Genomic DNA, 26,525 nt, shown 5'->3' with positions numbered 1-26,525 from the left:
TATTCTTAAGAGTTTTAACTTAAGACTTTTGACTTTACAAAGCCATAGTTACCAATTAATCTTACCTTTGTACCCTTATTATCGTTTTTAAGCATCCAACTATGCAGCAACACCTCAGGCATCCCGTATTTTCTGTGATATCTCGTTTGGCGGGCGAACAAAATGTACAGGCTTATGCTATTGGTGGTTTTGTACGTGATATCTTTCTGAACCGCCAGTCGAAAGATATTGACATTGTTGTTATCGGTAACGGCATCTCATTTGCCGAAGTTGTTGCCAGCACGCTTAAAGTTAAACTGGCGGTTTATAAAAACTTTGGTACGGCATCACTCAAATACCGCGACCTTGAGATCGAATTTGTGGGCGCCCGTAAAGAATCGTACCGCCGGGACTCGCGCAAGCCTATAGTGGAGAATGGCACTTTAGAAGATGACCAGAAACGCCGGGATTTTACTCTCAACGCGCTGGCCATCTCACTTTATCCGGATACCTATGGCGAATTGCTTGATCCGTTCAACGGCATTACCGATCTGGAAAACAAACTGATCCGCACGCCGCTTAATCCTAATGAAACTTTTTCTGATGATCCGCTGCGCATGATGCGGGCCATCAGGTTTGCTACGCAACTCAATTTCAGGATTGACGATATTGCTGTTGAGGCTATCAAAACCACCGCCGACAGGATCAGCATCATCTCGCAGGAGCGTATTACCGATGAGCTGAACAAGATCATCCTATCGCCGGTGCCATCCATCGGCTTTAATTATCTGTTTGATACCGGGCTGCTGCACAAGATCTTCCCGCAAATGACTGCACTTTATGGCGTTGATTATGTAGATGGCAAAGGCCATAAGGATAACTTTTATCATACCCTGCAGGTGCTTGATAACATTTGCGAAACTACCGACGACCTTTGGTTGCGCTGGGCTGCTATTCTACATGATATAGCCAAGCCTGCCACCAAACGTTTTGAACCAGGCCACGGCTGGACCTTTCACGGCCATGAAGACCGCGGCGCACGCATGGTGCCCAAGATCTTCGCTCAGCTTAAGCTGCCGCTTAATGAAAAAATGAAGCAGGTTCAAAAACTGGTACAACTACATTTGAGGCCCATAGTGCTCTCGCAATCAATAGTTACCGATTCGGCGGTGCGGCGTTTGCTTTTTGAGGCAGGAGACGACATTGAGGGGCTCATGCTGTTGTGTAAAGCAGACATCACCACCAAAAATGAATATAAGATAAAAAAATATCGTAACAATTTTGAGCTTGTTCAACAAAAATTAAAAGATGTTGAAGAGCGCGATAGCATCCGCAACTGGCAGCCACCGGTTACGGGTAACGATATCATGACCATATTTGGTATAAAAGAAGGACGCGAGGTTGGCATAATCAAAAATCAGATCCGTGAAGCCATACTGGAGGGCGAAATTCCCAACAACCGGGAGGCTGCTTTAACATTCACAATTGCAAAGGGCCTTGAAATTGGCTTAAAAGTTGTAACTACCCCAAATTAAATTAAAACATTATTATTTTTGTCCAAAATCTACGATAAGCAATGGCAGTATACAGGTTCAGGGTTACTTTTGAAGACTACGATGACGTTACGAGAGAAATTGATGTAAAATCAAACCAAACTTTCGAAGACCTTCACCGCGCAATTCATCAGTCAACCGGCTACAATCCGGAATTTCCTTCATCATTTTATATTAGCAACGATCAGTGGACCAAAGGTGAAGAAATTACTTACCTGCCCAATCAAAGACGTATTGACCGAGGCGTGTCATTAATGAATAAAGTAAAACTGTTAAGCTTTATTGATGATCCGCACCAAAAATTTTATTATACATTTAATTTTGATCGCCCGTTTGATTTTCATGTCGAACTGATGAAGATCATCTTAGATGAAACACCAGGTACATCTTACCCAGCTGTTGTAAAATCAGTTGGAGAAGCACCTAAACAGTTTGGCAATACATTTAATCCTACCGTTTTACCGCCAACTACTGAGGATTTTGATTTCCTTAATGAAATGGCCTTTAACCCGGAAGATGCAGAAGATTTTTCTGAAGTAACTGATACAGATGAACTGCCGGAAGAGAAACATACCGGTGGCAGCGAGGAAGAAGAAGAAGAGGAAGATGAGTTCAGCAATGAATTTGGCGACGATGAGGGCTTTGATGACGATGAAAGATCGCGTCGCAATAGTGATGATTATTAATCACAAAAAACGAGTATATAAATTATATACTCGTTTTTTGTGTTAAGCCATTCCACTCGTTTCGTACTTTAACCATCTCATAATAACTTACCCCCATTTATCAATGAACAACAAAAATTACTATGCCATAATTATGGCCGGAGGAATTGGAAGCCGCTTTTGGCCGATAAGCCGTACATCACACCCTAAACAGTTTATCGATATCCTTGGTACCGGTAAAACTTTAATACAGAATACCTACGAACGATTCCTGAAAGTATGTCCCAAAGAAAATATTTATATCGTTACTAACGAAAACTATACTAAGCTTGTAAAACACCAGCTACCGGATTTGGAGGATCAGCAGATCCTTACAGAACCTGTAATGCGTAACACTGCTCCCTGCGTTGCGTATGGTTGTTTTAAAATTGAAAGCCTTAACCCGGATGCGGTCATTGTTGTGGCCCCATCCGATCAGCAGATCCTTGACGAAGATGCATTTGTGACTTCTATTGAAAAATCGTTACAAACAGCAGCTTCAAATGATTACCTGATAACCCTGGGCATTAAACCATCAAGGCCAGATACCGGTTACGGATACATCCAATATACCGGCAATGTTATCAACGATGAGTTTCATAAAGTAAAAACCTTTACCGAGAAGCCAACCCTGGAGATAGCCAAAACCTTTATTCAAAGCGGCGACTTTTTATGGAACGCCGGCATTTTTGTTTGGTCGGCCAGGTCTATTGTTAAAGCTTTTAACCAGTATCTACCCGAAATACACGAGATATTTGCCGATGCAAAATCTGCTTATAATTCGGAAAATGAAAAACCCCATGTTCATAAAGTTTATCAGCAATGCGTTAACATCTCGATTGACTATGGCATTATGGAGAAAGCCGATAACGTATATGTGTTGCCTTCGGATTTTGGATGGAGCGATTTGGGTACCTGGGCGTCTATTTATGACCTTGCCGAAAAAGACTATGTAGGTAACGCTGTTATCCCGGCCGAAAAAGTAATCATGTACGATTCATCAAACTGTATGGTAAACGTACCGGGCGAGAAACTGGTAATACTACAAGGTCTGCATGATTACATCGTAGTAGAATCAAATAATTCCCTGCTCATTTGCCCACGCAACCAGGAGCAAAACATTAAGCAGGTTGTTGCCGATGTAAAAAATAAATTTGGAGCATTGTATATATAACCTGATACTTTTTTTGATAAAAATAAAGCTGGGCCAATGAATATAGCACATAGTGATAAAACCCTTATTGTGGTTGCCGGCCCTACCGCAGTTGGCAAAACTGCCGCCGCCATTAAATTGGCCCAGCATTTCAATACAGTAGTTGTTTCGGCAGATTCGAGGCAATTTTTCAGAGAGATGAGCATTGGTACAGCCAAGCCCGATGAAAATGAATTGGCCGCCGCCAAACACTATTTTATCAACTCACATTCTATATCTGAAAGTTTTTCTGTTGGTGATTTTGAAAAGCAGGGGCTTGCGCTTTTAGATGAATTTTTTAAAACGTATGACAAGATAATCCTCGCCGGAGGATCAGGCTTGTATATTAAAGCTATTTGCGAAGGCTTTGATGATCTGCCTGTTGTGGATACCACTGTAAGGGAAAAACTAAACCTCGAACTTGAAGCAAAAGGTATAATAGTATTACAGGAAAAACTAAAACAGGTTGACCCGGATTATTATAATGAGGTTGATTTGAACAATCCACAGCGCATCATCCGGGCTTTAGAAGTTTTTGAAACTTCGGGTAAACCATTTTCCTCTTATCGCAACGCAACTGTCAACAAACGGCCTTTTAATATAATCAAACTAATGCTTGACATGCCGCGCGAAAAACTGTATGAGCGTATAAACCTTCGTGTTGACCTGATGGCTAAACAAGGACTGGTACAGGAAGTACAATCCCTCTTGCCCTATCGCCATTTGAATGCTTTAAACACAGTTGGCTATTCCGAAATATTCGATTATTTCGACGGAAAAACAAGCCTCGATGAGGCACTGTTACTTATAAAACAAAATACCAGGCGCTTTGCCAAAAGACAGCTCACCTGGTTCAGAAAAGATAAAGATTTTATCTGGTTTGATGCCGGTGCCCCTAATGTCGTCGACCAAATGATCAAAACAATAGAAACACCGGCATAAATATTTATTGCGGCAATAAGCTTTGCAAATATTTTCCGTAACCGCTTTTGATATACTTTTCAACCAATAAGCGCAACTGATCATCGTTGATAAATCCGCGGCGGTAAGCAACCTCTTCAATACAGCCAATTTTTGTGGACTGGCGTTTTTCAATCACACGCACATATTCAGTAGCGTCGCTTAACGAATCAAAGGTTCCCGTATCCAGCCAGGCAGTACCTTTATCCATCACACCAACATGCAGGTTGCCCTGTTCCAGATAAAACTTGTTTACGTCGGTAATTTCGTATTCACCACGCGGAGACGGTTCCAGATCTTTAGCTATTTGGATTACCGAATTATCGTAGAAGTAAAGACCGGGAACGGCAAACTTTGATTTAGGCTGAAGTGGCTTTTCTTCAATTGATAATGCTCTAAACTCGTCGTCAAATTCAACTACGCCGTAACGTTCCGGGTCTGCTACGTGATAGGCGAAAATGGCAGCGCCCTCAACATCATTGAAACTACGGATCAGTTCGGCGAAGCCGGTACCGTAAAATATATTATCCCCTAATATCAGGGCTACTTTGTCATCGCCAATAAACTGCTCGCCTATTACAAAAGCCTGGGCAAGTCCGTTGGGTTTTTCCTGTATAGCATATTCAAACTTGCATCCAAGTTCAGCACCGTCTCCTAACAAGCGTTTAAACCCGGGATTATCTTCCGGAGTAGTGATGATCAATATTTCCTTAATATCGGCCTGCATCAAAACAGACAGCGGATAATAGATCATCGGCTTATCGTAAATAGGCATCAATTGTTTGCTTATGGCCCTGGTTATAGGGTATAAACGTGTACCTGAACCGCCCGCTAAAATAATTCCTTTCATAAATATGTATGTTTTTTGGTATGCCTATAAACGTGATATCCTATAATTATTGTTAAAATCCTTCAATTACTTACAGCTAAAATAAATATTTTTTTCAGCTTTATGGTTTACGTAAAATATTACTGCTTTGTTTAATTTATGCCTGATTGCTATAATAAAACCCACAAGTTAAATTCCAAATAGATAGCACTATAATTAGCATAATTGCGTATAATTGCAGTTTAAATGCAAAATCCTACTATTTAGGTAGGGTTAGCAGTGTTTTATCGGTAACATGCATAAATATTATCTTACTCATCTGCAGGAATTAGAATCAGAGGCCATTTACGTTATCAGGGAAGTGGTTGCGCAGTTTGATCGTCCTGCCATCCTGTTTTCGGGCGGGAAGGACTCTATTGTTGTAACACACCTGGCAAAAAAAGCATTCTGGCCAGCTAAGATTCCCATGCCCCTCATTCATATCGATACGGGCCATAACTTTCCGGAAACTATGGAATTCAGGGATAAGTTGGTTGAAAACCTCGGCGTACAGCTTATTGTTGGCTCTGTTCAGGAATCAATTGACAAAGGCCGCGCGGTTGAGGAAAGTGGCATTAATGCCAGCCGTAACGAATTGCAGATAGTGACCCTGCTTGATGCCATTGAAAACCATAAAATAGATGCAGCCATTGGTGGTGCCCGTCGCGATGAAGAAAAAGCACGCGCCAAAGAGCGTTTCTTCAGCCATCGCGATGAGTTTGGCCAATGGGACCCTAAAAACCAGCGTCCCGAGCTTTGGAATATCTTCAACGGCCGCAAACGCATGGGCGAGCATTTCCGTGTATTCCCGATCAGCAACTGGACTGAGATGGATATCTGGAACTACATATTACAGGAAAACATAGCCATACCTTCTTTATACTTCGCGCACCAGCGTGATGCCGTTTACCGGGATAATACCTGGCTGCCTGCTTCCGAGTTTTTACAGCTTCGCGATGGCGAAACTATCGAAAACAAATTGATGCGTTTCCGTACCCTGGGCGATATCACCATTACCGGCGGTATCGAATCTGATGCCGACACGCTGGAAAAGATAGTTGCCGAAGTGTCCGCTACCCGCAGTACCGAACGCGGTAACCGCAGTGACGACAAACGCTCGGACACCTCAATGGAAGACAGGAAAAAGCAAGGTTATTTTTAAATTTGATTCAATAAGTCTTTGGGGCTCAATACCCAAAGCGAAAAACATACCACCACAATGGAATTATTACGTTTTACTACAGCCGGTAGTGTTGACGATGGAAAAAGTACCCTTATAGGGCGCTTACTGTACGATTCAAAATCCATCTTTGAAGACCAGATGGAGGCTGTAAAACAATCAAGCGAACGCAAAGGTCTTCAGCATGTTGATTTATCGTTATTAACCGACGGCTTACGCTCAGAACGTGAGCAGGGTATCACTATTGATGTTGCTTACCGTTACTTTGCAACCCCTAAACGCAAATTTATTATTGCCGATACTCCGGGCCATATCCAGTATACCCGTAATATGGTTACCGGGGCTTCAACCGCAAACCTTGCGCTGGTACTTATTGATGTGCGCAAAGGCGTGGTTGAACAAACCTGCCGTCACTCGTTTATCGCATCGCTTTTAAGGATCCCTCACATTATTGTTTGTGTAAACAAGATGGATTTGGTTGATTACAGTGAAGAAGCTTTTAATAAAGTGGTTGAGCAATACGAAGCCTTTGCCGCTAAAATTGATGTTAAAGACATCCGCTTTGTACCAATGAGTGCCTTGGCCGGCGATAACGTGGTAAATGACTCAGAAAACATGCCATGGTACAAAGGCGAAAGCTTATTGCATACCCTGGAAACCATCCACATAGCCAGTGATGAAAACCACTCAGACGCCCGTTTCCCTGTGCAAACAGTGATTCGCCCGCATGCTGATGAATATCATGATTACCGGGGCTATGCAGGGCGTATAGCCGGAGGCATTTTTAAGCCTGGCGATAAGATAACTGTATTGCCATCTGGATTAACATCTGCCATTAAATCTATCGATACCTATTCGGGCCTGGTTGAAGAAGCTTTCGCGCCCATGTCGGTTTCTATCACTTTAGAGGATGACATTGATGTAAGCCGTGGCGATATGATTGTAAAAAATGACAGCGAGCCGCAGGTAAGCCAGGACCTTGACGCCATGATTTGCTGGATGGCAACCCGCGGACCACGCCCGGGGGCTAAATACCATCTTAAAACTACCACACGCGAGGTAATGTCGATCATCAAAGAGGTTTATTATAAACTGGATATTAACACGCTTGAAAAACAGGAAGAGAATACCGAGATCAAGATGAACGAAATGGTGAAGATCCGTTTACGCACTACTCAACCGGTAGTATTTGACGAGTATCGCAAAAACCGCATTACAGGTTCGTTGATCCTGGTTGATGAATCAACTAATGAAACTGTAGCTGCCGGTACTTTTCTATAAAAGAACCTAAAAGTTCATAAAACAAAAATGCCAGGTTTTGTTTAAGACCTGGCATTTTTGTTTTAAAAGCATCTCCCCCTATTCTGCAGAAGTTAATCGTTCAATACATATTTTCAGGCTATCACGCCAGTACGGAATTTCTATAGCAAAGGTATTTTTGATCTTAGCCTTATCCATTACTGAATATGCCGGACGCTGAGCCCTGGTAGGGAATTCAGAAGTACGTATTGGTAAAACTTTAACATCGGTAACTGATATATCAAATATGCCCATAGCAAAATCATACCACGAAGTTACGCCCTCATTGCTATAATGATAAACACCATAAGCCTTTTTACCTGATGTTATAATATCCAGAATCACTTTCGCAAGATCGATAGCGTAAGTTGGCGTCCCTACCTGATCGGCAATAATTTTAAGTTCATCGCGCTCTGCGCCAAGCTTCAACATGGTTTTTACAAAATTGTTACCATATTCCGAATAAAGCCAGCTGGTGCGAATCGTATAATATTCATCAAGGATTTCGGTTATTGCTTGCTCCCCTTCCAACTTGGTAAGCCCATACACACTAATCGGTTCGGCAAGGTCTTCTTCTGTGCGCGGTAAGGCTACATCTCCTTTAAAGATAAAGTCAGTTGATATTTGCACAAGGGCTGCCTTGTGCGCTTTACATTGCCTGGCAAGATTAGCCGCGCCTGTTTTATTGATGGCAAGAGCCAGATCAATTTCATCCTCAGCTTTATCTACAGCTGTGTACGCTGCACAATTAATAGCAAAAGAAGGTTTATATTTTTCAAAAACAATATCCAGTAAATCTTCGCGCAGGATATTAGCTTCATCTTCGGGCAAAAAGTGAATATAATCTATCCCTCTTTCTCCTGCTACTTTCTTTAAGCAGTTACCCAATTGTCCAAATGCACCGAATACAATAATATTTTGCATTTTCCTGATGTTACTTTTGATTAATCGTATAATTAAAACCCAAAATCCTGGGCATCTTTCAAAAACGGTAGCTCAAGGTCTTTTTCTGACACCAGTACCTCGGTACTGCTCAGTTGCCAATCAATATTCAAGTCAGGATCAGCATAATGCAGCCCCCCCTCAGATTCTTTATTATAATAATTATCGCACTTATACTGGAATACGGCTTCATCACTCAACACAATAAAACCATGTGCAAAACCACGTGGAATAAAAAACTGGTCATTATTTTCTTCAGACAAAACAGCACTGTAATGTTGGCCATATGTTGCCGAACCTTTTCTAAGATCAACGGCTACATCCAAAACCTCACCTTTAGTTACCCTAACAAGTTTGGCCTGAGCGTGTTCGCCTTTTTGCAAATGCAGACCACGCAATACTCCACGGGTTGAATAGGATTGATTATCTTGTATAAAATTGATGTCGAAGCCGGTGGCATCGGCAAATCGCTGGCGGTTAAAAGATTCAAAAAAGTAACCGCGATCGTCATTAAAAATACGCGGCTTTATTATTAAACATCCTTCAAGCGGTGTCTGTATTATAGTCATTATAAAATATTTTCTTATAGCATTAATTACACTATCGGGACCATGTATAACAATTAGCTAAATCATTTTCCAGTTTAACGGGTAAGTTGTTCATTCCCCTAATTTAGCTTCGAGCATGTAAAACTAATACTTCATTATTGAGTTTGCGTATTCTTTATACCTTATATCAATAAATAAAGTTACAAACGGCATTAATGGGATATAAACCAAAAGCAACAGCCCAAAATGGACTGTTGCTATAAAAAGTCTATATTTAAGAAACTAAATAGTTCTTTAAAATAAATTTTTACTTATTGTAATAAGCAAAATCTTTATGGTGTATTTCCTGCTCAGGTAACGATTTGAAGTATTCTAAGGTGATCTTCAAACCTTCACTCCGGGATACCTTTGGCTCCCAACCCAATATGGCTTTAGCCTTGGTGATATCCGGACGGCGTTGTTTCGGATCGTCTGTAGGCAATGGCAGGCTGATCAGCTTTTGATCGGTTCCGGTCAGCTTGATGATCTCCTCGCCAAATTGTTTGATCGTGATCTCATCCGGATTACCAATGTTTACCGACTGGGCATAATCGCTCAGCAATAGCCTGTAGATACCTTCTATCAAATCATCCACATAGCAGAATGACCTGGTCTGTGAACCATCACCAAACATCGTCAACGGTTCGCCCCTTAGTGCCTGACCGATGAAAGCCGGCAATACCCTGCCGTCATTCAGCCGCATCCTTGGCCCGTAGGTGTTAAAGATCCTCACGATCCTGGTTTCTACACCATGGAAGGTGTGGTAAGCCATTGTGATGGCTTCCTGGAACCTTTTGGCTTCATCATACACCCCTCTCGGACCTACCGGGTTTACATTGCCCCAGTATTCTTCCGGCTGCGGACTGATGTTCGGATCGCCATATACTTCTGATGTCGAAGCGATCAGCATCCTGGCTTTCTTGTTCCGGGCCAGGCCCAGCAGGTTATGTGTACCCAGTGAGCCTACTTTTAAGGTCTGGATCGGGATTTTTAAATAATCGATCGGACTGGCCGGTGACGCGAAGTGCAAAATATAGTGCAGATCGCCCGGTACATATACAAACGTGGATACGTCATGGTTATAAAACTCAAAGTTCTCCAGTTTGAATAAATGTTCGATATTTCTCAGATCGCCCGTGATCAGGTTATCCATACCGATCACATGATAACCTTCTTTAATAAACCTGTCGCATAGGTGCGAGCCTAAAAAGCCGGCAGCACCCGTGATTAATACTCTTTTTCGTAATGTCATTAGCTAAGTTATTCAACCCTTGTCAAGGCTATACTATGATGGAATACTATATTATTAAACTTTAGTACCAATAGCCTGTACTATAAATCCTATAGATCTTAATTCATCTGCATTAAGCAGGTTTCTACCGTCAAATATCTTAGCCGGCTTCAACATGCTATCATATATCCTTTTCCAATCGTAAGTTTTAAACTCATCCCATTCGGTTAGCACCGCAATGGCGTGAGCGCCACTACAAGCTTCATAAGGGTCGTTAATAACTGTAACACCTTTTTTATTTTCTTCAGAAGATCTTGTAGCCAAGTAATCAAGATCAAAATAAATCTGATCTGCAGATACCTTCGGATCATAAACGGCAATATTTGCCTGCTCATGCAATAAGTGATCAGCTACGTAAATTGCCGCAGATTCACGTGTGTCATTGGTATCCTTCTTAAATGCCCAACCCAGGAAGCTGATTTTTTTACCATTTACTGTATTGTAAAGCTCTCTGATCATCTGGTTAGCAAACCGCTTTTTTTGATGATCATTCATGATAATAACCTGTTCCCAGTAATCAGCCACCTCCTGTAAACCATAGCTTCTTGCTATATAAACAAGGTTCAAAATATCTTTTTGGAAACAAGAACCGCCAAAGCCAACCGACGCTTTCAAGAACTTAGGGCCAATACGGCTATCAGTACCGATGGCTCTTGCAACCTCGCTTATATTTGCTTCGGTTTTCTCGCAAAGCTCAGTTAATGAATTAATTGAGGACACCCGTTGTGCAAGAAAAGCATTTGCAGTAAGTTTTGATAACTCAGATGACCAAACATTTGTTGTTAAAATACGTTCGCGAGGAATCCAGTTGGCATACACATCAACCAGAGCCTGAACGGCAGCCTGTCCTTCAACTGTATTATCGCCTCCTATAAGTACACGATCCGGGGCGTCCAAATCCTCTACCGCTGTTCCCTCAGCAAGGAATTCAGGGTTTGAAAGTATTTGAAACTGTGATCCATTACCTGTGTGAACCAGAATATCCTTTATCGCACTTGCTGTACGCACAGGCAATGTAGATTTTTCTACTATTATTTTATTATCCTTTGCAACACGTGCAATCTGTCGTGCGCAAAGCTCAATCCACTTCAAATCAGCTGCCTGCCCTTTACCAGCACCATAAGTTTTGGTTGGCGTATTAACTGATATAAAAATCATTTGAGCCGCTGCGATAGCGGACTCGACATCGGTAGAGAAAAACAGATTCCTGCCTCTGGCTTCAGCTACCACTTCACTAAGCCCCGGCTCATATACCGGAATGTTATTTACATCGGCATCATTCCAGGCAGCAATACGTTGTTCATTAAGATCCACAACGGTTACTTCGATATGCGGGCATTTTTTTGCTATCATGGCCATTGTTGGCCCGCCCACATATCCTGCTCCAATACAACAAATTTTAGTAATTGGGGTCATATTTTTATAGGTATTCTTTTAATTCGCTTAAATTATTTTGCAATCACTTATTAAGCAATAGCGTACTTACTCAAAAAATCTTTATAGGCAAGGGCAATACCTTCCTCAAGTTCAATAGTATGTTGCCAGCCTTTACTATGAAGCTTGGATACATCCATCAACTTTCTGGGCGTGCCATCTGGCTTTGATATATCAAAATCTATTTCGCCAGAATAACCTGTAGCATTTTTTACGAGCAGGGCGAGGTCTTTTATGGATATATCTACTCCTGTACCAACATTAACCAAGCCGGGTTCGTCATAATTATTCATTAAATAATAACAGGCTTCTGCCAAATCATCAGCAAATAAAAATTCGCGTTTGGGCAAGCCTGTTCCCCAAATAGTTACATTAGGGATGCCATGTTCTTTTGCCTCGTGGAAACGACGAATCAACGCCGGCAAAACATGCGAGTTTTGAGGATGATAATTATCATTGAAACCGTATAAATTAGTAGGCATTACAGAAATGTAATTGCAACCGTATTGTGCGCGATAAGCGTCACACATTTTTATTCCGGCTATCTTGGCGATTGCATAAGGCTCATTAGTTTCTTCAAGCGGTCCGGTCAGCAGATAGTCTTCCTTTAAAGGCTGAGGTGCCAGTTTTGGATAAATACAGCTAGAGCCTAAAAACATTAACTTCTTTACCCCATTGAGGTATGAATTATGAATAATGTTATTTTGGATTTGTAAATTATCATATAAAAATTCGGCTCTATACGTGTTATTAGCTACAATTCCACCCACTTTAGCCGCAGCCAAAAAAACATAATCGGGCTTCTCTTCGGTAAAAAACTGGCTTACAGCAACCTGATCGCGTAAATCAAGTTCTGAAGATGTTCGTGTTACGAAGTAAGTGAAGCCTTCTTTTTCCAGTTTTCTGAAAATGGCAGAACCCACCATACCCCGATGACCAGCTATGTAAATTTTAGCATTTTTTTCCATAGCAAGGCTTATTCAAATTGGTTTTTAATAACGTAACCTGATTCTTTAAGCAATTTTTCTCTTCTAAACAAATCCACATCAGCGGCTACCATTTCCTGAACTAAGCCACGCAGATCATATTTAGGTTCCCAACCAAGTTTAGTTTTCGATTTTGTTGGATCACCAATAAGCAAATCAACTTCTGTAGGACGGAAATACTTTGCATCAACAGCAACTATTTCCTTGCCAATTTCTATTTGAAAATCAGGATTACTACAGCTTACTACATATCCAACTTCATCTACTCCCTCGCCTTTAAATTCAACTGTTATCCCTAACTCAGCGAAAGCTAATCTCACAAACTCCCTAACCCTAGTTGTAACACCAGTTGCAATTACGTAATCTGTTGGAGTTTCTTGTTGTAAAATCAGATACATTGCCTCAACATAATCTTTAGCATGCCCCCAATCTCGTTGTGCATCAAGATTTCCAAGATATAACTTATCTTGCAAACCCATTGCAATTTTTGCTGTGGCGCGGGTAATTTTACGAGTTACAAATGTTTCTCCACGCAATGGGCTTTCGTGGTTAAATAGAATACCATTACATGCGTATATACCGTAAGCTTCCCTGTAGTTTACAGTAATCCAATATGCATACATTTTAGCAACTGCATACGGAGATCGCGGATAAAAGGGAGTAGTTTCCGATTGAGGTACGGCTTGTACCAAACCGTAAAGTTCAGATGTAGAAGCTTGATATATCTTTGTTTTCTTCTCTAATCCTAATATGCGTATGGCCTCAAGCAACCTTAATGTACCGATACCATCAGCGTTTGCTGTATATTCAGGGGTATCAAAGCTTACTTTCACATGCGACATCGCACCAAGATTATAGATTTCATTAGGCTGAACCTGCTGAATTATTCTGATAAGATTGGTAGAATCGCTTAAATCACCGTAATGCAGGATCAGATTTTTATTTTCATCATGAGGATCCTGATACAAATGATCAATTCTGTCTGTATTAAAAAGAGAGCTTCGTCTTTTAATCCCATGGACCTCATATCCTTTGGAAAGCAAAAGTTCTGTTAAGTAAGCACCATCCTGCCCGGTAATTCCCGTAATTAAGGCTATTTTTTTCATGATTTAGAAGTTAATACATTTAAACAACAAAAATGCAATTTAGTTTATAAATATAGCGTTTTTTTGACCATATTGTAAAAATTTAAGCAAATAAGTTAAGAATTGGCATTTAGACACTTTTCAATCTTCTTATTAAACATTGCTTATGTAGTAAATTGACAACTTGTCGCTATTATTACGGTATTGAATATTATTTTTTGATTTTGTACGTTTATGCTAAAGCCTGCGACAATTATACTTGTTCTTAATTAATTAATAGCAAACAACAGATTAATATATTCACAATTATTCTGTTGACTATTTAACAAACTTCACATAAATTCATTATTATTATGAAAAAAATCATCCTCACAATTGGATTTGTTTCTTTTAGTTGTTTTTTTTTCGCAGGCGCAAGTAAATATCCCCCCCTCTCTGGTAGCCAGCAACAACCATCGCTAAAAAATTCTGCAAAGTTTCCTATTGGTGTTGCAGTTGATATTCCGGCACTCATCAATAACGAAGATTATAAAAATATTGTAACTAATGAATTCAATAGTGTAACTACAGAAAACCAATTAAAATGGAACAGGGTATCTCCGGCACCCGGCGTTTTCAATTTCAAAGGAGCTGATGCTATTGTTGATTTCGCAGCACAACATAATATGCGTGTGCATGGGCATGTGCTTATTTATTTTGAATCGCTACCACAATGGGTGCAAAATTTTCAAGGAGACTCGGCTGCCTGGGAGCAGCTTTTTAAAACTCATATACAAACCATAGTAAGACATTATCGTGGAAAAGTAGCATCATGGGATGTTGTTAATGAGGTAATTGATCAAAACGGTAATCCAGCGGTAAATGATGGGCACAGAGGAGGTTCGGTAAATGTTTGGTTGCAACATTTGGGCAGCGACTATGTAGCAAGAGCTTTTACTTATGCACATGAAGCTGACCCCAACGCAGTATTATTTTATAACGACAATGGACATGAATCCTATCCAAAAAAATTGGCTGCGATTATAAAAATGGCCAATGATCTCAAAGCAAGAGGAATACCAATTGGCGGCCTGGGGGTGCAAATGCATATGAATATAAATGTGACTCCGGCTAACGTAAAAAACGCTCTTACACAAATGGCACGTACCGGTTTACAGATACATATATCAGAGCTTGATATACGTTTAAATCCTAATAATCTACCAGATACATTAAGCCCGGAAATTACAAAACAAGGAGCACTATATAATTGCCTTGCCAGTGCATATCGTACTTTGATTCCTAAAAGTCAACAATACGGAATAACATTTTGGGGAGTAAGCGACAATAACAGTTGGATAATTAATGCAATGCATCAGCATGATTCGCCTTTGCTTTTCAATAATAAGTATGGTAAAAAACAAAATTATCAGTTGTTTATGAAAGGACTGAGTAGCAACTAAAAGCCTTACAGGGGAGTGCTTTACCCCCTCTTTTCAAAATGGAATGCTATGCCCGATGAAGAGGTTAGTCTTATTAGTAAAACGGGAGCACCAAGAATCGTTTATACCAAATCCTCTTATATCCAACACCAACTACCAGAATAAATCAAAAAAAGAGGCTGTTCCATGCTTTTGAAACAGCCTCTTTTAGGGGATAGATAATGTATTGATAGAAAGTAGCTAACTTTCTATCAATATAATTTTAGAACTCTCTTTATAAATGTTTTTAAGATTTTCATGCCGTACCAGGCATTGATCAATAACACCTAATTCATACAAGATTTTAGCACTTAAACTAAGCCGTTCTACCCGGGTTGCGAGCTCCACAAAAATTATTTTCGCGCCACAAAAAACTTTAGCAATTATTAAAAATGGCACAGCTACTCCCGCACCAGTGGTAATGATAAGCCGCGGGCGCATCTTCGGAATTACTTTAAGTGCCAATAAAAAATTCCGAAAAAAGTTAGGGATATTGCGAATTGTTGGATGGTGAGCCCAGACAACATTTTGATTTTTCAACTCAATTTCGATATTTTTAATTCTGAAAGTCACCCAAACCCTGTCTTTAAAGCTATTGTAAAAATCCTTTAATAGCTTCATGCTATTATAATGCCCACCTCCCGAACAAATAAGCAATATTTTTGAATCAAAGCTTATCGGGTCCTTATCGTTTTGAGAGTTCGTTATAAGATTATTAAGTATGTTAATCGTGTTAGCATGATCTATAGTAAATTCAACAAATTTTGGATGCACCAATTTATCCCGAAGATCGCCCAGAGTAAAAGCTATGCCTGCCCCTTTGCTATTCAGTAATCGGGCTAATTCAAATTGATGCCCGTCAACATGCTCACCAAGTGTATGATCTCGCGGAATTAATATATAAGGCTTCTTTTGCTCAGTAGCCTGCAATATTGTTCCTTCGCCACAATGCCCTATAAGTATATCAGCTTGATTAAAATAGTCTATGAATTCAGCCTCTGTAAGAAACTTAAAACTCTTTATATTACCGGCCTGAGGAATATAATTACAAGAACCGTATTGAATAAAAAACTTATAGTCAGAAAATTCAGCTGCTATAGTTTCCATCCAATGCATTAATCTGTCAAATTGGTATTTTTCACTTCCAACAGTACAAAAAACAACTTTTTCCTTTTCCAATCGCTTTTAAAGTTAAAAATCAACCTATCACTTAATTATAAAATTCTCGATACCAGTCTACAAATTTACTAATTCCTTCTTTTAATGTAGTTTGCGGTTTATAACCTGTATCTTCAATTAAGCTGTTAACATCTGCATATGTGGAAACTACATCTCCCGGTTGTATCGGTTTAAACTCCTTAATTGCTTTTTTGTTTAACTTATGCTCTATTGTTTCTATAAAATCAATGAGCTTAACCGGGCTATGATTTCCTATATTGTATATGGCAAATGGTGCCGGAGAATTCGATGGCAACGGATTGTCCTGATATTCATCCGGCTTACCTGCTGGTATTACATCGACTAACCTAAAAACACTTTCAACAACATCATCTACATAGGTAAAATCTCTTGACATATTACCGTTGTTATAAACAGAAATAGGCTTTTCCTCCGATATTGCTTTAGTGAATATCATAGGTGCCATATCAGGCCGCCCCCAGGGGCCATAAACGGTAAAGAAACGAACACCAGTTGTTGGCAATTTAAATAAATGGCTATAAACGTGCGCCATCAACTCATTGCTCCTTTTTGTTGCGGCATATAACGAGATAGGGTGGTTGACGCTGTCTTCAACAGAGAATACTGGTCCACTGTTCAACCCGTAAATACTTGAACTACTTGCGTAAACAAGATGCTGTATTTTAAATCTGCGGCAACATTCAAGTAAATTCAGAAAACCTTCTACATTACTTTTAATATAAGCACCAGGATTTTCCAAGCTATATCTTACTCCAGCTTGAGCCGCAAGGTTTACCACTATCTGTGGATTTTCTGTCTTAAAAATCTCGTTTAAAGCGGCTTCGTCTTCGAGCAACAAATTATAAAAACGATAACCTGGATACTTGGTGCTGATGGTAACATTATTATAAACAATATTATCTTTTTCTATTCCAGCTTCTGCTAAACGGCCATATTTCAAGTTAATATCATAATAATCATTGATACTGTCAATTCCAACTACTTCAAAGCCCTCATTTAAAAACTTTGTCGCCAAATGGAAGCCTATAAACCCCGCAGTACCGGTAATAAATATTTTCATGGTTGTAAATGTCGTTAAAGTAGTATATATAGAAGGTATATTATTATTGACTAATCATTTTAGAAGCGTCCTTTTTGAGAGCTACTTCTTCAAAAACCTTGATCAAGCTATTGTAATGAGTGGACTCCGAATATGTTGTATTTGCCTTTTCGAAAGCTTTTTCACCCATCTGTTTAGCCAATTCAGGATTATTAAATAAAATTTCAATTTTTGATCTCAGGCTTTCCGGATTTTTATATTCAAATAGCAGTCCAGTTTCGTTTTCGATTACGGCTTCTTTTAAGCTGCCAATGTTGGTAGCTACAACACATTTACTAAATGCATAGCTTTCAAGCATTGTATTTGGAAGGTTATCGTACCACTCAGATGGAACAACTGTAAAAAGACATGTTCTCAAATATTCCTGAATTTCATTAAAGTTCATCGCTCCTAAAAATTCAATATTATGTTTTTTATCTTTTAAGTAATCCTTTAAATGCACATCGTATTCACCATCCGAAGAAAATCCAATGATCTTCAGATTAAAGTCTGTATTTTCAAAAGCTTTTACTAATGTCATCAGCCCTTTTTCTGGCACTATTCTTCCTATAAAAAGCGCAAACTTCCCGTATGTGATCAAATCGTTGTTAACAAGGGTATTGTTGAAAAATGTCGGGATGCAGTGTACTTTTTCTGGCTTTACCCCATATTCGAGGTATTTAGACATTGTAAATGCAGATGGGAATATAAATGCATCAACTTTATCTTTTATCCCGATAGATTGCAATACCAACAATGAGGCCGTTTTTATGAACGAATTGACATAAGAATCATTCACACACCTATGCTTCACATTGTTGAATAATGAACCATGCAAACATTTTTCACATATTTCGCCCTTACTGTATAGATAAAAACTGGATGTTAGATTCTGACACATATAACCAAAATCAGAAATCCTATGTATTACAGGTATGCCAAGATCCTTGGCTGCGTCAACAACACTGCATGACATCTTGTTTCTAAAGTGCAATATGTAAACAAGATCCGGATTTACATCCTTCAAAAGCTTCTTAAGTTTATTTTTTGCCTCGAAGGAATATATTATCCTTCCAATTACCTTACTAACGGTTTTGAGATCTCGTTTGTACTCATGTCCATATACCTCATCTCCGCTCCCTATTGGGTCCATAAAATATTCTTCATATTCTGACGGCTCGTTTCTATTATGCTTAATGCTAAATGGAATAACCTCATGATTGTTTTTTTCCAACAAATCCATGATATTAAACATATATCTTTCAGGTCCACCAGAAACAAAGTACCTGTAATTAACTAAAACAATTTTCATAATACCTAAATAATTACTTTATAGTACACCATATTCGCCTGTTTTCACTCCCAATTTAATTTCAACAGGCTACTCAACAAGAGCAACGCAAATTCACTACAAACTAAGTAGTTAAATATTCAATCATCAGTTCAAGATGCTCATCCTGGATACGGCTAACTTCTTCATACCTCCGTAAGCCTCTTTCCTTAAATTTATTATATATTTCCAAATCGCCTAATTGCAATATCCTATTCTTAATTTCAGCCGTGGAATAAGGATCTCCATATAAAGCAGCGTTATCACACACTTCGGATATAGAGGTAAACGGCGATGCAATAACCGGCACACCATATTTCATTGCATCTAATGGCGGATATCCAAACCCTTCGTTCAAGGACAAGTAAATAAAGGCGTGAGCATTTTGGTAAAGCTTTTTCAGAAACGATTCACTTACAAAATCGTAGAAAATAAAACGATCTATATTTTTTATTTGACTGGTATACAGTATTTTATTCCCCACTCCTGTTATAATCACTTTTTTGCCGCTTTCTTTGCCTTCTGAAAACAACTCATCTAAAGCCAAAGCGGCTCTCAAGTTGTTTTTGAGCCACCGGTTCCCATTAACCATCAAAAAATATTGAGATTCATTAAACGTTTGAACATTAGTATCTTGCTCATGATCACTAATATTCGCTACGTTAGGGCTGTAAAAGGTCCTAACTTCCGTTGTTTGTTTAGGAAAAAACGTCCTTATGGCAAACCTCGAATGATTTGAAACCGTAACTATTTTAGCATTTTTCAACAGATTTAAATGATAGTTATACTTTTTTTCGTATACACGCTTTTGTAATAAAATTTTCAGAAATGCTACAAGCTTTTTCTTCAAGCCTCTTATGTATTTAAGAGATTCAATCCTCGGAGGTATCTCTAAATCTCTTAAACCATGTATTGTAATTATGACTTCGCAATCCAGTTTAAACAAGTCTAAAAAATTAAAAGCAATACTATACGGCAAGGCAAAATAACACCGGTTTATTTTATTGCCCGTTATAATCTCCTGAATAGATTTTTCTCTAATATCTACAAGAGTAATCTGTTTCCCCACCAACGCGGCTTTTATATCTTCATCAAAAACTTGATTTGAATCAAAAAGCGCGAAGATTTTCACATCTGTATAATTTGATTTTACAAGTTCAAAAAAAAGCCTTTTAGTGTACTTGGCTCCGCCATGTACTTTTTCGCCCATAAGGGGATGGGCAGCAATTAAGTCAAAAAGTAAATTCATTAGTTTTATTATACTTATTAAAAATCATCTAAACTGTAATCACTGCCTGTTAACCAATCCTTGCCTTTATTATTTTAGCAGGATTACCAACTGCCACGGAATCTACCGGAACATCTTTTACCACGATACTTCCTGCTCCTATAACTGAATTATCACCAATTATAATTCCACCCAAAACACAAACATTGGCGCCTATACTTACGTTATCGCCGATAACTGGGCATGATTTACTCATATCACCTTTATTGCCTATTGTGGTAGAATGTCTTAGTGTGCAATTTTCACCTATTACCGTATACCTGTTCACTACTAAAGTTTGACCATGCAATATTTTAAGCCCTTTTCCAACTTTTGTGTTAAAAGGCAATTCTATCCCTAGTACCCATTCTATAAAAAAGCGATAAAATATCAAATAAGGCAAAAAAATTATCTTCAGAACTTTTCTTCCCGCACAATAATTCCCGATTCTAAAAAGCAATGTAATTATTTTGCCTTTAGTATTTTTATTGTTGGCTGCCCAATCCTGAAAAATAAACTTAAAATATCCCATTATTTCAATTATAAGGCATTATAGATTATTAGCTTTATTTCTTATCGCTATACAGCTTACTTTTGATCAGAAAGTCTTTGACCCGACTTTTAAAAGTGTAATAGTGAATTTTTAAGATTGTTTTAGCGAAAGGCGATGCTCCGTTTCTTAATAAGGCGCTTTTTATATCCCTTAAAAATTTTCTTGTGCCGGTGCTGGTTTTTGTACCTTCCCATTTTCGGAATCCAGTTATAGATTTTTCGTTATATGAATATATTGAGCCATGCTCCAGTAAACGTAACCACAAATCCAGATCCATACAGTAATGTATGGATTCATCAACGTAATTAACCTTTTGAACCAATTTTAAAGGATAAAAAGACCCTTGCTGTGTAACGTCATAGTCCTCATTAAGCAGGTATGCTTTGTCCTTAATGAAACGCTTTTTTACGCGAATCAAATTACCTGTCCGGTCAATATGATCAACTAAGGCTCCGTAATAAACAGCCCCGTCATTGTGTAACTGGTAAAGCTTTACAATTTGTTCAACACATTCCGGGTACAATATATCATCAGAGTTGATCCAAGTAACCAATTCTCCTTTAGCCAATTTAAAACCTTTATTTATGGCATCGCTTTGTCCATTATCTCTTTCATGTATGACAATGTCAATTCTGTCCCGGTAGGTATTAACTATATCCATTGTATTGTCGGTTGATCCACCGTCAACAATTATATATTGGATATTTTTGTAGGTTTGATTTAATACACTTAATATCGTTTCTTCAATAAACTCCCCCTGGTTATAAGAGGGGGTAACTACAGTTACTAATGGTAACATCATTTTAAATATTAAAAGTTATCATGTTATTTACTCCCAATTTACATCTCGTTTGATGATCTTAGCTGGATTCCCGGCAATCAATGTATTCTTCTCTGTGAATTTTCCCCTTATAACAGAGTTAGCCGCAACAACGCAACCATCTGCAATAGAGCTTCCCTTATATATATAACAACTACAACCAATCCAAACATTGTTGCCTATAGTTATCTCATTATTATTGGATACGTCTTTGCCTTCGTATGATAACACATGAAAATCCTCATCAAGAAATTGTGTATCCCAGGCTATCGAGCAATTATTCCCAATGCTTAACTTATGCATTATAATTACATGGCTATTCGCATTTATGAAGCCCCCCTCACCAATCTCTACAACCCCTTTAGGACCAATATCGAACCTGCACCCTTTTGCTATTGAATAATTTCCTTTAATAATCAGCCTGCCTTGTACATTTAAGTAAGTTGGATCTTTTTTAAAAACAAACCCAACTTTTTTTAAGCCTACCTTTAGCGTACCACCTGTGCTGATATTTTTTATGCCATTGAAAAAAACATTCGAACTACATAAAATGCTCTTTCCATAAACTAACTTATGCCATAAATGTCGTATAGTTACACCTGTAAAACTCGTTTTTACAGCCCGGCTTTGTGCATATATATTTTGAATCTTATTCATTGTAGTTCATAAATGCCTAAGCAACTGAATTTGTTACCTTAACTGTTAAAACATACATCATTGAAAAAAAGAGTATTACCGGAGGTATAGTGATCTCTATACCGAAAAATGATGTAAATAATAATACCGACAGGTATATCCCCGTTAAATAGGACAATGTATATTCCCTGTTTTTAAAGAAAAATTTGATATACCTAACAAACATCCATATAAACAATCCGATACCTACTAAGCCGGTTTGTAAAAGCAATAAAGACCAAACAATATCTGCGGTGTCAACCTGTACTATATGGTTCTGATCATCAATTAAGCCAATAAGAAAATCCAGCTTAGTTACTATATGTGAATTTTCATTTACTAATCCTATACCAAATAGCGTGGTGCCGATACCTTTATCTATAACATACAGGAAACGCTCAGAAAAGTGAAAAGCCCTGAACTGTGTTGTGGATAAATCTCGCACATCGCTACTACTGCCTACATCATTTAAGCTTATCGAACCAGACAAATTTTGTATATCTGCAAATCCCTGGTTTAATCGCTTACTCTGCATTTGAGACAGGGCAAACATAAAAATCCAACTGGCCAATACTATTAAGACAAAATCCTTGACTTTAAATTTACGGTTGTGGAAGAAAACCGCTATGCAACCTACTATTGCCGCTACTAAGTGATTTCTATCAAAAGACAGAATAATAGCTACAAATAGTACGCCAGCGTAAGCAAAGTATTTTAAATTAAAATTGCCAACGATCTTATTTACGCAATAGAATAAAACAAACATACCGTAATATGGCAGATTGTAAAACCGCGAAAAAGCACCGATCTTTTCCTTTGAAATCACACTATCATTTCTGAGGGAAGCCAGAATTGGAGTTCCGATAATGGCCTGGAGTATAAATAGTACCCCTCCTATAGCTACCAGGAATACAACTGGTTTCATAGCCTTCTGAAGAATTTTATAATCGTAGTTAATAAATAAAATTGGCGAGGCAAAAAATAAGTACAATCTGAATACAGATAACACAACCTGCATTTCTACTTTCAGAATAATTAACGAATAAAAGACCAGAAATGCTAAAAATCCAAAAAATACCCGTACCGGCAATGTGAGATATTTTTTTATCGGAATACTTCTATATTTAGTAATTAAAGTAATAATTATAATTAACGAAAGCCAATCATACGGCTTTGTGATGACGGGATCAAGCTTAAGAAGGCCCACCGGCACCAACTGAAAGCACCCTGTCGCCTGCAAAAGTAATATAAACAGGTTCTCTGAATATCTTTTGGCTAAGAGGGTAACCCAATATGCAATAAAAAGTAGTAAGCCAATCATCCGGTACCTATATTCTATTTACTTAAAAAATCTGACTATTCCCTTTGATTATACTCTCCTTGGGAACGGTAATGCATTATAAGATGTGATTTTGTTTTTCAACTTTAGATCACTTCGCTTTTGGTTGTCGCTATAGCCCTTATAAATTTAGCTGGGTTTCCTGCCCATATCTCATCAGGTGGGATAGACTTTGTAACAACGCTTCCCGCCCCTACAATTGAGCGTTCACCAATAATTACACCTTTCAATATAATTGAATTTGCACCAATAAACGCATCGTTACCAATCTTAATTGGCCGGGTATTGATCTTATCTATATCGTGAATTCGCCGGGCTTTGTACTCTAAAGGGTGAAAATCTGTATCCCATATACAAACGTTACCTCCACAATTTACAAAATCTCCTATTTCAATTTTATTTGAGCAATAAATAGATACTCCGGAAAAACCGCTGCTATTTCCAATGGTCAAATTAGCATTCTTTGAAATGTAAATAGTACAAGCTTTATAAAGTCCAACCATATTTGACCGCGTAGAACTATTAAACTTCAGATGATCACCAAACTTGCATCGTCCATTATTTAACAGAATTAACTTGCCGTTTATTTGAGGCATTACTCCAAACTCTACCTTTTTAGCCTTTAAATTCATTGTATTATAAAGTCGCAACATGACCTCTTTAACATAATCAACAGGCAACTTAAATAGAATTTTCAATAGAGTTTTCATAAATTATCAGCAGTGCTTGTTTAAAAAATCGCTTACATTAAAAAAGTTTTTTTCTACATCTTTATGTACTGCTTCATCTTTATTCCACCATTCAAGCTTCAATAGCTTTTCAATTACCTCATCCGAGAACCTGAATTTTATAATTTTTATCGGGGATCCTACAGCCACGGCATAAGGGGGTATATCCTTTGATACTACCGCGCCCGCGCCAATTACACAGCCATCGGATATTTTAACACCATCCAAAATAGTAACGTTAGCACCTATAAAAACATCGTTTCCTATTTCTATAGGCTTCCGTTCCTCAATTTTATTACTACTGCTGTATGTAAAACCGACTTGTTTTAAAGTCGAATAAAATATTGGAGAAGTAGCTATTCCATCAATTGGATGAATCCCCCAACCACAAAGTAAATTTGGCCCTAACGAACAAAACTTCCCTATAGTAGTGTATGATATCCTGGCATTAGGCCCAATAGCAGTGCCATAGCCTACTTTCACTGATTTTAAGTAATGAGCTTTGTGAATATTGGTGTGCTTATCTACCTGACTATCTTCGGAATAACTTGCAAAATAATTCCAGTCAATCCTCTTCTGAAAAAGCGATTTTATTAGTGCTTTTAGATTGAAACCTAAATTATACAAATATTGCAATTTCATTTAGCCCAAAGTTTTGTTGCAGTACCGTTTATTATTTTGTTAGACTGTATTGAAAAAACAATTCCCAATACTAAATATATTATAACGTTGGCAAATGTAACGCCGACTATTCCGTAATGCTTGCCTAAAATAATAGCCAATGGCAAATTGATTATTGAGCTCAGTATAACCATATAAAGCTGCAGTCGGACTTTACCTGTTCCATTCAAAAAATATACATGGATAATTTGCCAGCAATTAACGCTTATTTGTAATGCCATAGCCAGGGAGATAAAAAACGGGATCTCTATGGAATTGTGCAACCACACCTTATATATTAATGGAGATAGTATCAATAGCACAAAGTCTAACCCAGTTAAGATACACCAGTATTTTTTCATCTTTTTTAACGTGTGCTTTATCCAATCCATATCATTTTTGGTATACGCATCGGTAAAGGCACTCCAAAGAGGTGTTATGATAATGGTAAATACCATACTTATGGTTGAGAATAGTTTAAATACCACATTAAAAACTGTAACCTGTTTTGGCCCCAATAATTGAGTTATCACTATATTATCTGTCTGGAATAAGATGAGTGCGCCAATTTGTATAATAAAAAATACTCCTCCAGTATTTAAAAGTGACTTTGCATGTGATAGATTAACAGATTTTATCTGCGGAGCAAAAACTTTGTAATCAGTAAGATAAAGCCATATACTGGCCACCAATTGTACAAGTACAGGAATTCCTCCAAATACTATCAAAAGTTTTATCAGTGACCCCGCTGTAACCTTCTTCATTACAAAAATAGTTAAACAGCATATGATCTGACTTATAGAACTGATCAATGATACTTTTGAAGGCTGATGGTTTGAGGTGAGGACTATGTTTATTAACTGAACAACAAATTGAACACAAAATATTCCGGCCAATAATAATCCCAGCAAACTAAAGCTTTCGTTAGACAACACATTTGAGTTGAGTATAGCCCCCCAATTAATATATTTGTAAAATATGCTAAATACCGAGAATAAGATTAAGGCAATTATTAGTAAAATAGCATATGTAGTACTTACGTACATTTTGGCGTTCTTATAATCACCCAAAGCATTGGCTTCAGCCAATTTATTCTTTAAGCCATTTCCTAATCCAATATCAAAAAAATTAAACCACGCAATAATTGTACTAAGCGTTAACCAAATGCCATACTGTACGGGGTTAACATAGTCAATTGTCATCGGAATCAATATAAAGCCAACTGCTATATTCACCCCTCTAAGTAAAACAGAAACTGCAACGTTTTTTTTTGCCTTTAACGTCCGTTCGTGACCGTTAGAAAAAAAACCTTTTATTTTTAAAGCAATACTTTCCATTCAGAAATAAACTTACTT

Annotated in this window: 25 protein-coding genes; 7 read left to right on the top strand and 18 right to left on the bottom strand. The window is 38.2% G+C overall.

All coding sequences use genetic code 11. The features are described 5' to 3' along the window. Positions 1-101: 101 nt before the first annotated feature. The 4 genes from DUL71_RS01170 (at position 102) to miaA (ending at position 4,370) form a co-directional block, all read left to right on the top strand. Entirely contained in the window at positions 102-1,514 is a 1,413-nt protein-coding gene (locus tag DUL71_RS01170) for a CCA tRNA nucleotidyltransferase (RefSeq protein ID WP_114936374.1), read from the top strand. Positions 1,515-1,555: 41 nt separating this feature from the next. Next, positions 1,556-2,218 (top strand): IS1096 element passenger TnpR family protein, encoded by a 663-nt coding sequence (locus tag DUL71_RS01165; protein ID WP_114936373.1) that lies wholly within the window; start codon positions 1,556-1,558, stop codon positions 2,216-2,218. A 103-nt stretch (positions 2,219-2,321) separates the two neighbouring features. Beyond that, positions 2,322-3,410 (top strand): mannose-1-phosphate guanylyltransferase, encoded by a 1,089-nt coding sequence (locus tag DUL71_RS01160; protein WP_114936372.1) that lies wholly within the window; start codon positions 2,322-2,324, stop codon positions 3,408-3,410. A 36-nt stretch (positions 3,411-3,446) separates the two neighbouring features. After that, complete coding sequence (gene miaA, locus DUL71_RS01155; RefSeq protein WP_114936371.1) at positions 3,447-4,370, top strand: tRNA (adenosine(37)-N6)-dimethylallyltransferase MiaA; 924 nt, start codon at positions 3,447-3,449, stop codon at positions 4,368-4,370. 4 nt (positions 4,371-4,374) lie between these two features. On the opposite strand, the gene rfbA is transcribed toward miaA, so the two are convergent. Continuing rightward, entirely contained in the window at positions 4,375-5,238 is an 864-nt protein-coding gene (gene rfbA / locus DUL71_RS01150) for a glucose-1-phosphate thymidylyltransferase RfbA (protein WP_114936370.1), read from the bottom strand. Positions 5,239-5,512: 274 nt separating this feature from the next. Here rfbA and cysD point away from each other — a divergent pair, with 274 nt between their 5' ends. Beyond that, complete coding sequence (gene cysD, locus DUL71_RS01145) at positions 5,513-6,418, top strand: sulfate adenylyltransferase subunit CysD (RefSeq protein WP_114936369.1); 906 nt, start codon at positions 5,513-5,515, stop codon at positions 6,416-6,418. Between the two features lie 18 nt (positions 6,419-6,436). Further along, the gene (gene cysN, locus DUL71_RS01140) at positions 6,437-7,717 is read left to right on the top strand and encodes a sulfate adenylyltransferase subunit CysN (RefSeq protein ID WP_279629781.1); all 1,281 of its coding nucleotides are present in this window, start codon (positions 6,437-6,439) and stop codon (positions 7,715-7,717) included. 78 nt (positions 7,718-7,795) lie between these two features. Here cysN and rfbD read toward each other — a convergent pair whose 3' ends face one another. From rfbD to gmd, 6 genes are all read right to left on the bottom strand, one after another. After that, the gene (gene rfbD / locus DUL71_RS01135) at positions 7,796-8,659 is read right to left on the bottom strand and encodes a dTDP-4-dehydrorhamnose reductase (RefSeq protein ID WP_114936368.1); all 864 of its coding nucleotides are present in this window, start codon (positions 8,657-8,659) and stop codon (positions 7,796-7,798) included. A 32-nt stretch (positions 8,660-8,691) separates the two neighbouring features. Next, positions 8,692-9,246, bottom strand: coding sequence for a dTDP-4-dehydrorhamnose 3,5-epimerase (gene rfbC, locus DUL71_RS01130; RefSeq protein ID WP_114936367.1), 555 nt, complete (start codon positions 9,244-9,246; stop codon positions 8,692-8,694). Positions 9,247-9,532: 286 nt separating this feature from the next. Next, positions 9,533-10,516 (bottom strand): UDP-glucuronic acid decarboxylase family protein, encoded by a 984-nt coding sequence (locus DUL71_RS01125; RefSeq protein ID WP_114936366.1) that lies wholly within the window; start codon positions 10,514-10,516, stop codon positions 9,533-9,535. 54 nt (positions 10,517-10,570) lie between these two features. Then, positions 10,571-11,971 (bottom strand): UDP-glucose 6-dehydrogenase, encoded by a 1,401-nt coding sequence (locus DUL71_RS01120; RefSeq protein ID WP_114936365.1) that lies wholly within the window; start codon positions 11,969-11,971, stop codon positions 10,571-10,573. A 50-nt stretch (positions 11,972-12,021) separates the two neighbouring features. After that, complete coding sequence (locus DUL71_RS01115) at positions 12,022-12,957, bottom strand: GDP-L-fucose synthase family protein (protein ID WP_114936364.1); 936 nt, start codon at positions 12,955-12,957, stop codon at positions 12,022-12,024. A gap of 8 nt (positions 12,958-12,965) precedes the next feature. After that, on the bottom strand, positions 12,966-14,081 hold the full coding sequence (gene gmd / locus DUL71_RS01110; protein WP_114936363.1) for a GDP-mannose 4,6-dehydratase: 1,116 nt from the start codon (positions 14,079-14,081) through the stop codon (positions 12,966-12,968). Positions 14,082-14,413: 332 nt separating this feature from the next. On the opposite strand from gmd, the gene DUL71_RS01105 reads away from it, so the two are divergent. Next, positions 14,414-15,502: an endo-1,4-beta-xylanase gene (locus tag DUL71_RS01105; protein WP_114936362.1), complete on the top strand. Its 1,089-nt coding sequence runs from the start codon at positions 14,414-14,416 to the stop codon at positions 15,500-15,502. 219 nt (positions 15,503-15,721) lie between these two features. Here the strand turns inward: DUL71_RS01105 and DUL71_RS01100 are convergent, their stop codons facing one another. The 11 genes from DUL71_RS01100 to DUL71_RS01050 all read right to left on the bottom strand — a co-directional run bounded on the left by DUL71_RS01100 (position 15,722) and on the right by DUL71_RS01050 (position 26,507). After that, complete coding sequence (locus DUL71_RS01100) at positions 15,722-16,699, bottom strand: glycosyltransferase (protein ID WP_114936361.1); 978 nt, start codon at positions 16,697-16,699, stop codon at positions 15,722-15,724. A gap of 31 nt (positions 16,700-16,730) precedes the next feature. Next, on the bottom strand, positions 16,731-17,780 hold the full coding sequence (locus tag DUL71_RS01095; RefSeq protein WP_114936360.1) for an NAD-dependent epimerase: 1,050 nt from the start codon (positions 17,778-17,780) through the stop codon (positions 16,731-16,733). A 43-nt stretch (positions 17,781-17,823) separates the two neighbouring features. After that, positions 17,824-19,110, bottom strand: coding sequence for a glycosyltransferase family 4 protein (locus tag DUL71_RS01090; protein WP_114936359.1), 1,287 nt, complete (start codon positions 19,108-19,110; stop codon positions 17,824-17,826). A gap of 103 nt (positions 19,111-19,213) precedes the next feature. Further along, positions 19,214-20,377: a glycosyltransferase gene (locus DUL71_RS01085; RefSeq protein WP_114936358.1), complete on the bottom strand. Its 1,164-nt coding sequence runs from the start codon at positions 20,375-20,377 to the stop codon at positions 19,214-19,216. Between the two features lie 49 nt (positions 20,378-20,426). After that, positions 20,427-20,927 (bottom strand): serine O-acetyltransferase, encoded by a 501-nt coding sequence (locus DUL71_RS01080; protein ID WP_114936357.1) that lies wholly within the window; start codon positions 20,925-20,927, stop codon positions 20,427-20,429. Positions 20,928-20,961: 34 nt separating this feature from the next. Beyond that, positions 20,962-21,750 carry a glycosyltransferase family 2 protein gene (locus DUL71_RS01075; RefSeq protein WP_114936356.1) on the bottom strand — a complete coding sequence of 263 codons (789 nt, stop codon included), beginning with the start codon at positions 21,748-21,750 and terminating at the stop codon, positions 20,962-20,964. Positions 21,751-21,777: 27 nt separating this feature from the next. Then, a complete protein-coding gene (locus DUL71_RS01070; RefSeq protein ID WP_114936355.1) occupies positions 21,778-22,425 on the bottom strand; it encodes an acyltransferase in 648 nt (215 codons plus the stop codon). Positions 22,426-22,441: 16 nt separating this feature from the next. Further along, entirely contained in the window at positions 22,442-23,764 is a 1,323-nt protein-coding gene (locus DUL71_RS01065) for a hypothetical protein (RefSeq protein ID WP_114936354.1), read from the bottom strand. A 104-nt stretch (positions 23,765-23,868) separates the two neighbouring features. Further along, a complete protein-coding gene (locus DUL71_RS32635) occupies positions 23,869-24,492 on the bottom strand; it encodes an acyltransferase (RefSeq protein ID WP_114936353.1) in 624 nt (207 codons plus the stop codon). Between the two features lie 6 nt (positions 24,493-24,498). Beyond that, a complete protein-coding gene (locus tag DUL71_RS01055) occupies positions 24,499-25,152 on the bottom strand; it encodes a CatB-related O-acetyltransferase (RefSeq protein WP_114936352.1) in 654 nt (217 codons plus the stop codon). Then, positions 25,149-26,507: a lipopolysaccharide biosynthesis protein gene (locus DUL71_RS01050; RefSeq protein WP_114936351.1), complete on the bottom strand. Its 1,359-nt coding sequence runs from the start codon at positions 26,505-26,507 to the stop codon at positions 25,149-25,151. The genes DUL71_RS01055 and DUL71_RS01050 overlap by 4 nt, the downstream gene beginning before the upstream one ends. Positions 26,508-26,525: the final 18 nt, after the last annotated feature.

It is taken from the genome of Mucilaginibacter endophyticus, from assembly GCF_003351025.1.
Taxonomy (GTDB): Bacteria; Bacteroidota; Bacteroidia; order Sphingobacteriales; family Sphingobacteriaceae; genus Mucilaginibacter; species Mucilaginibacter endophyticus.
The sequence above is the reverse complement of the archived record's forward strand: the minus strand, read 5'-3'. Positions and strand labels throughout refer to the sequence as shown.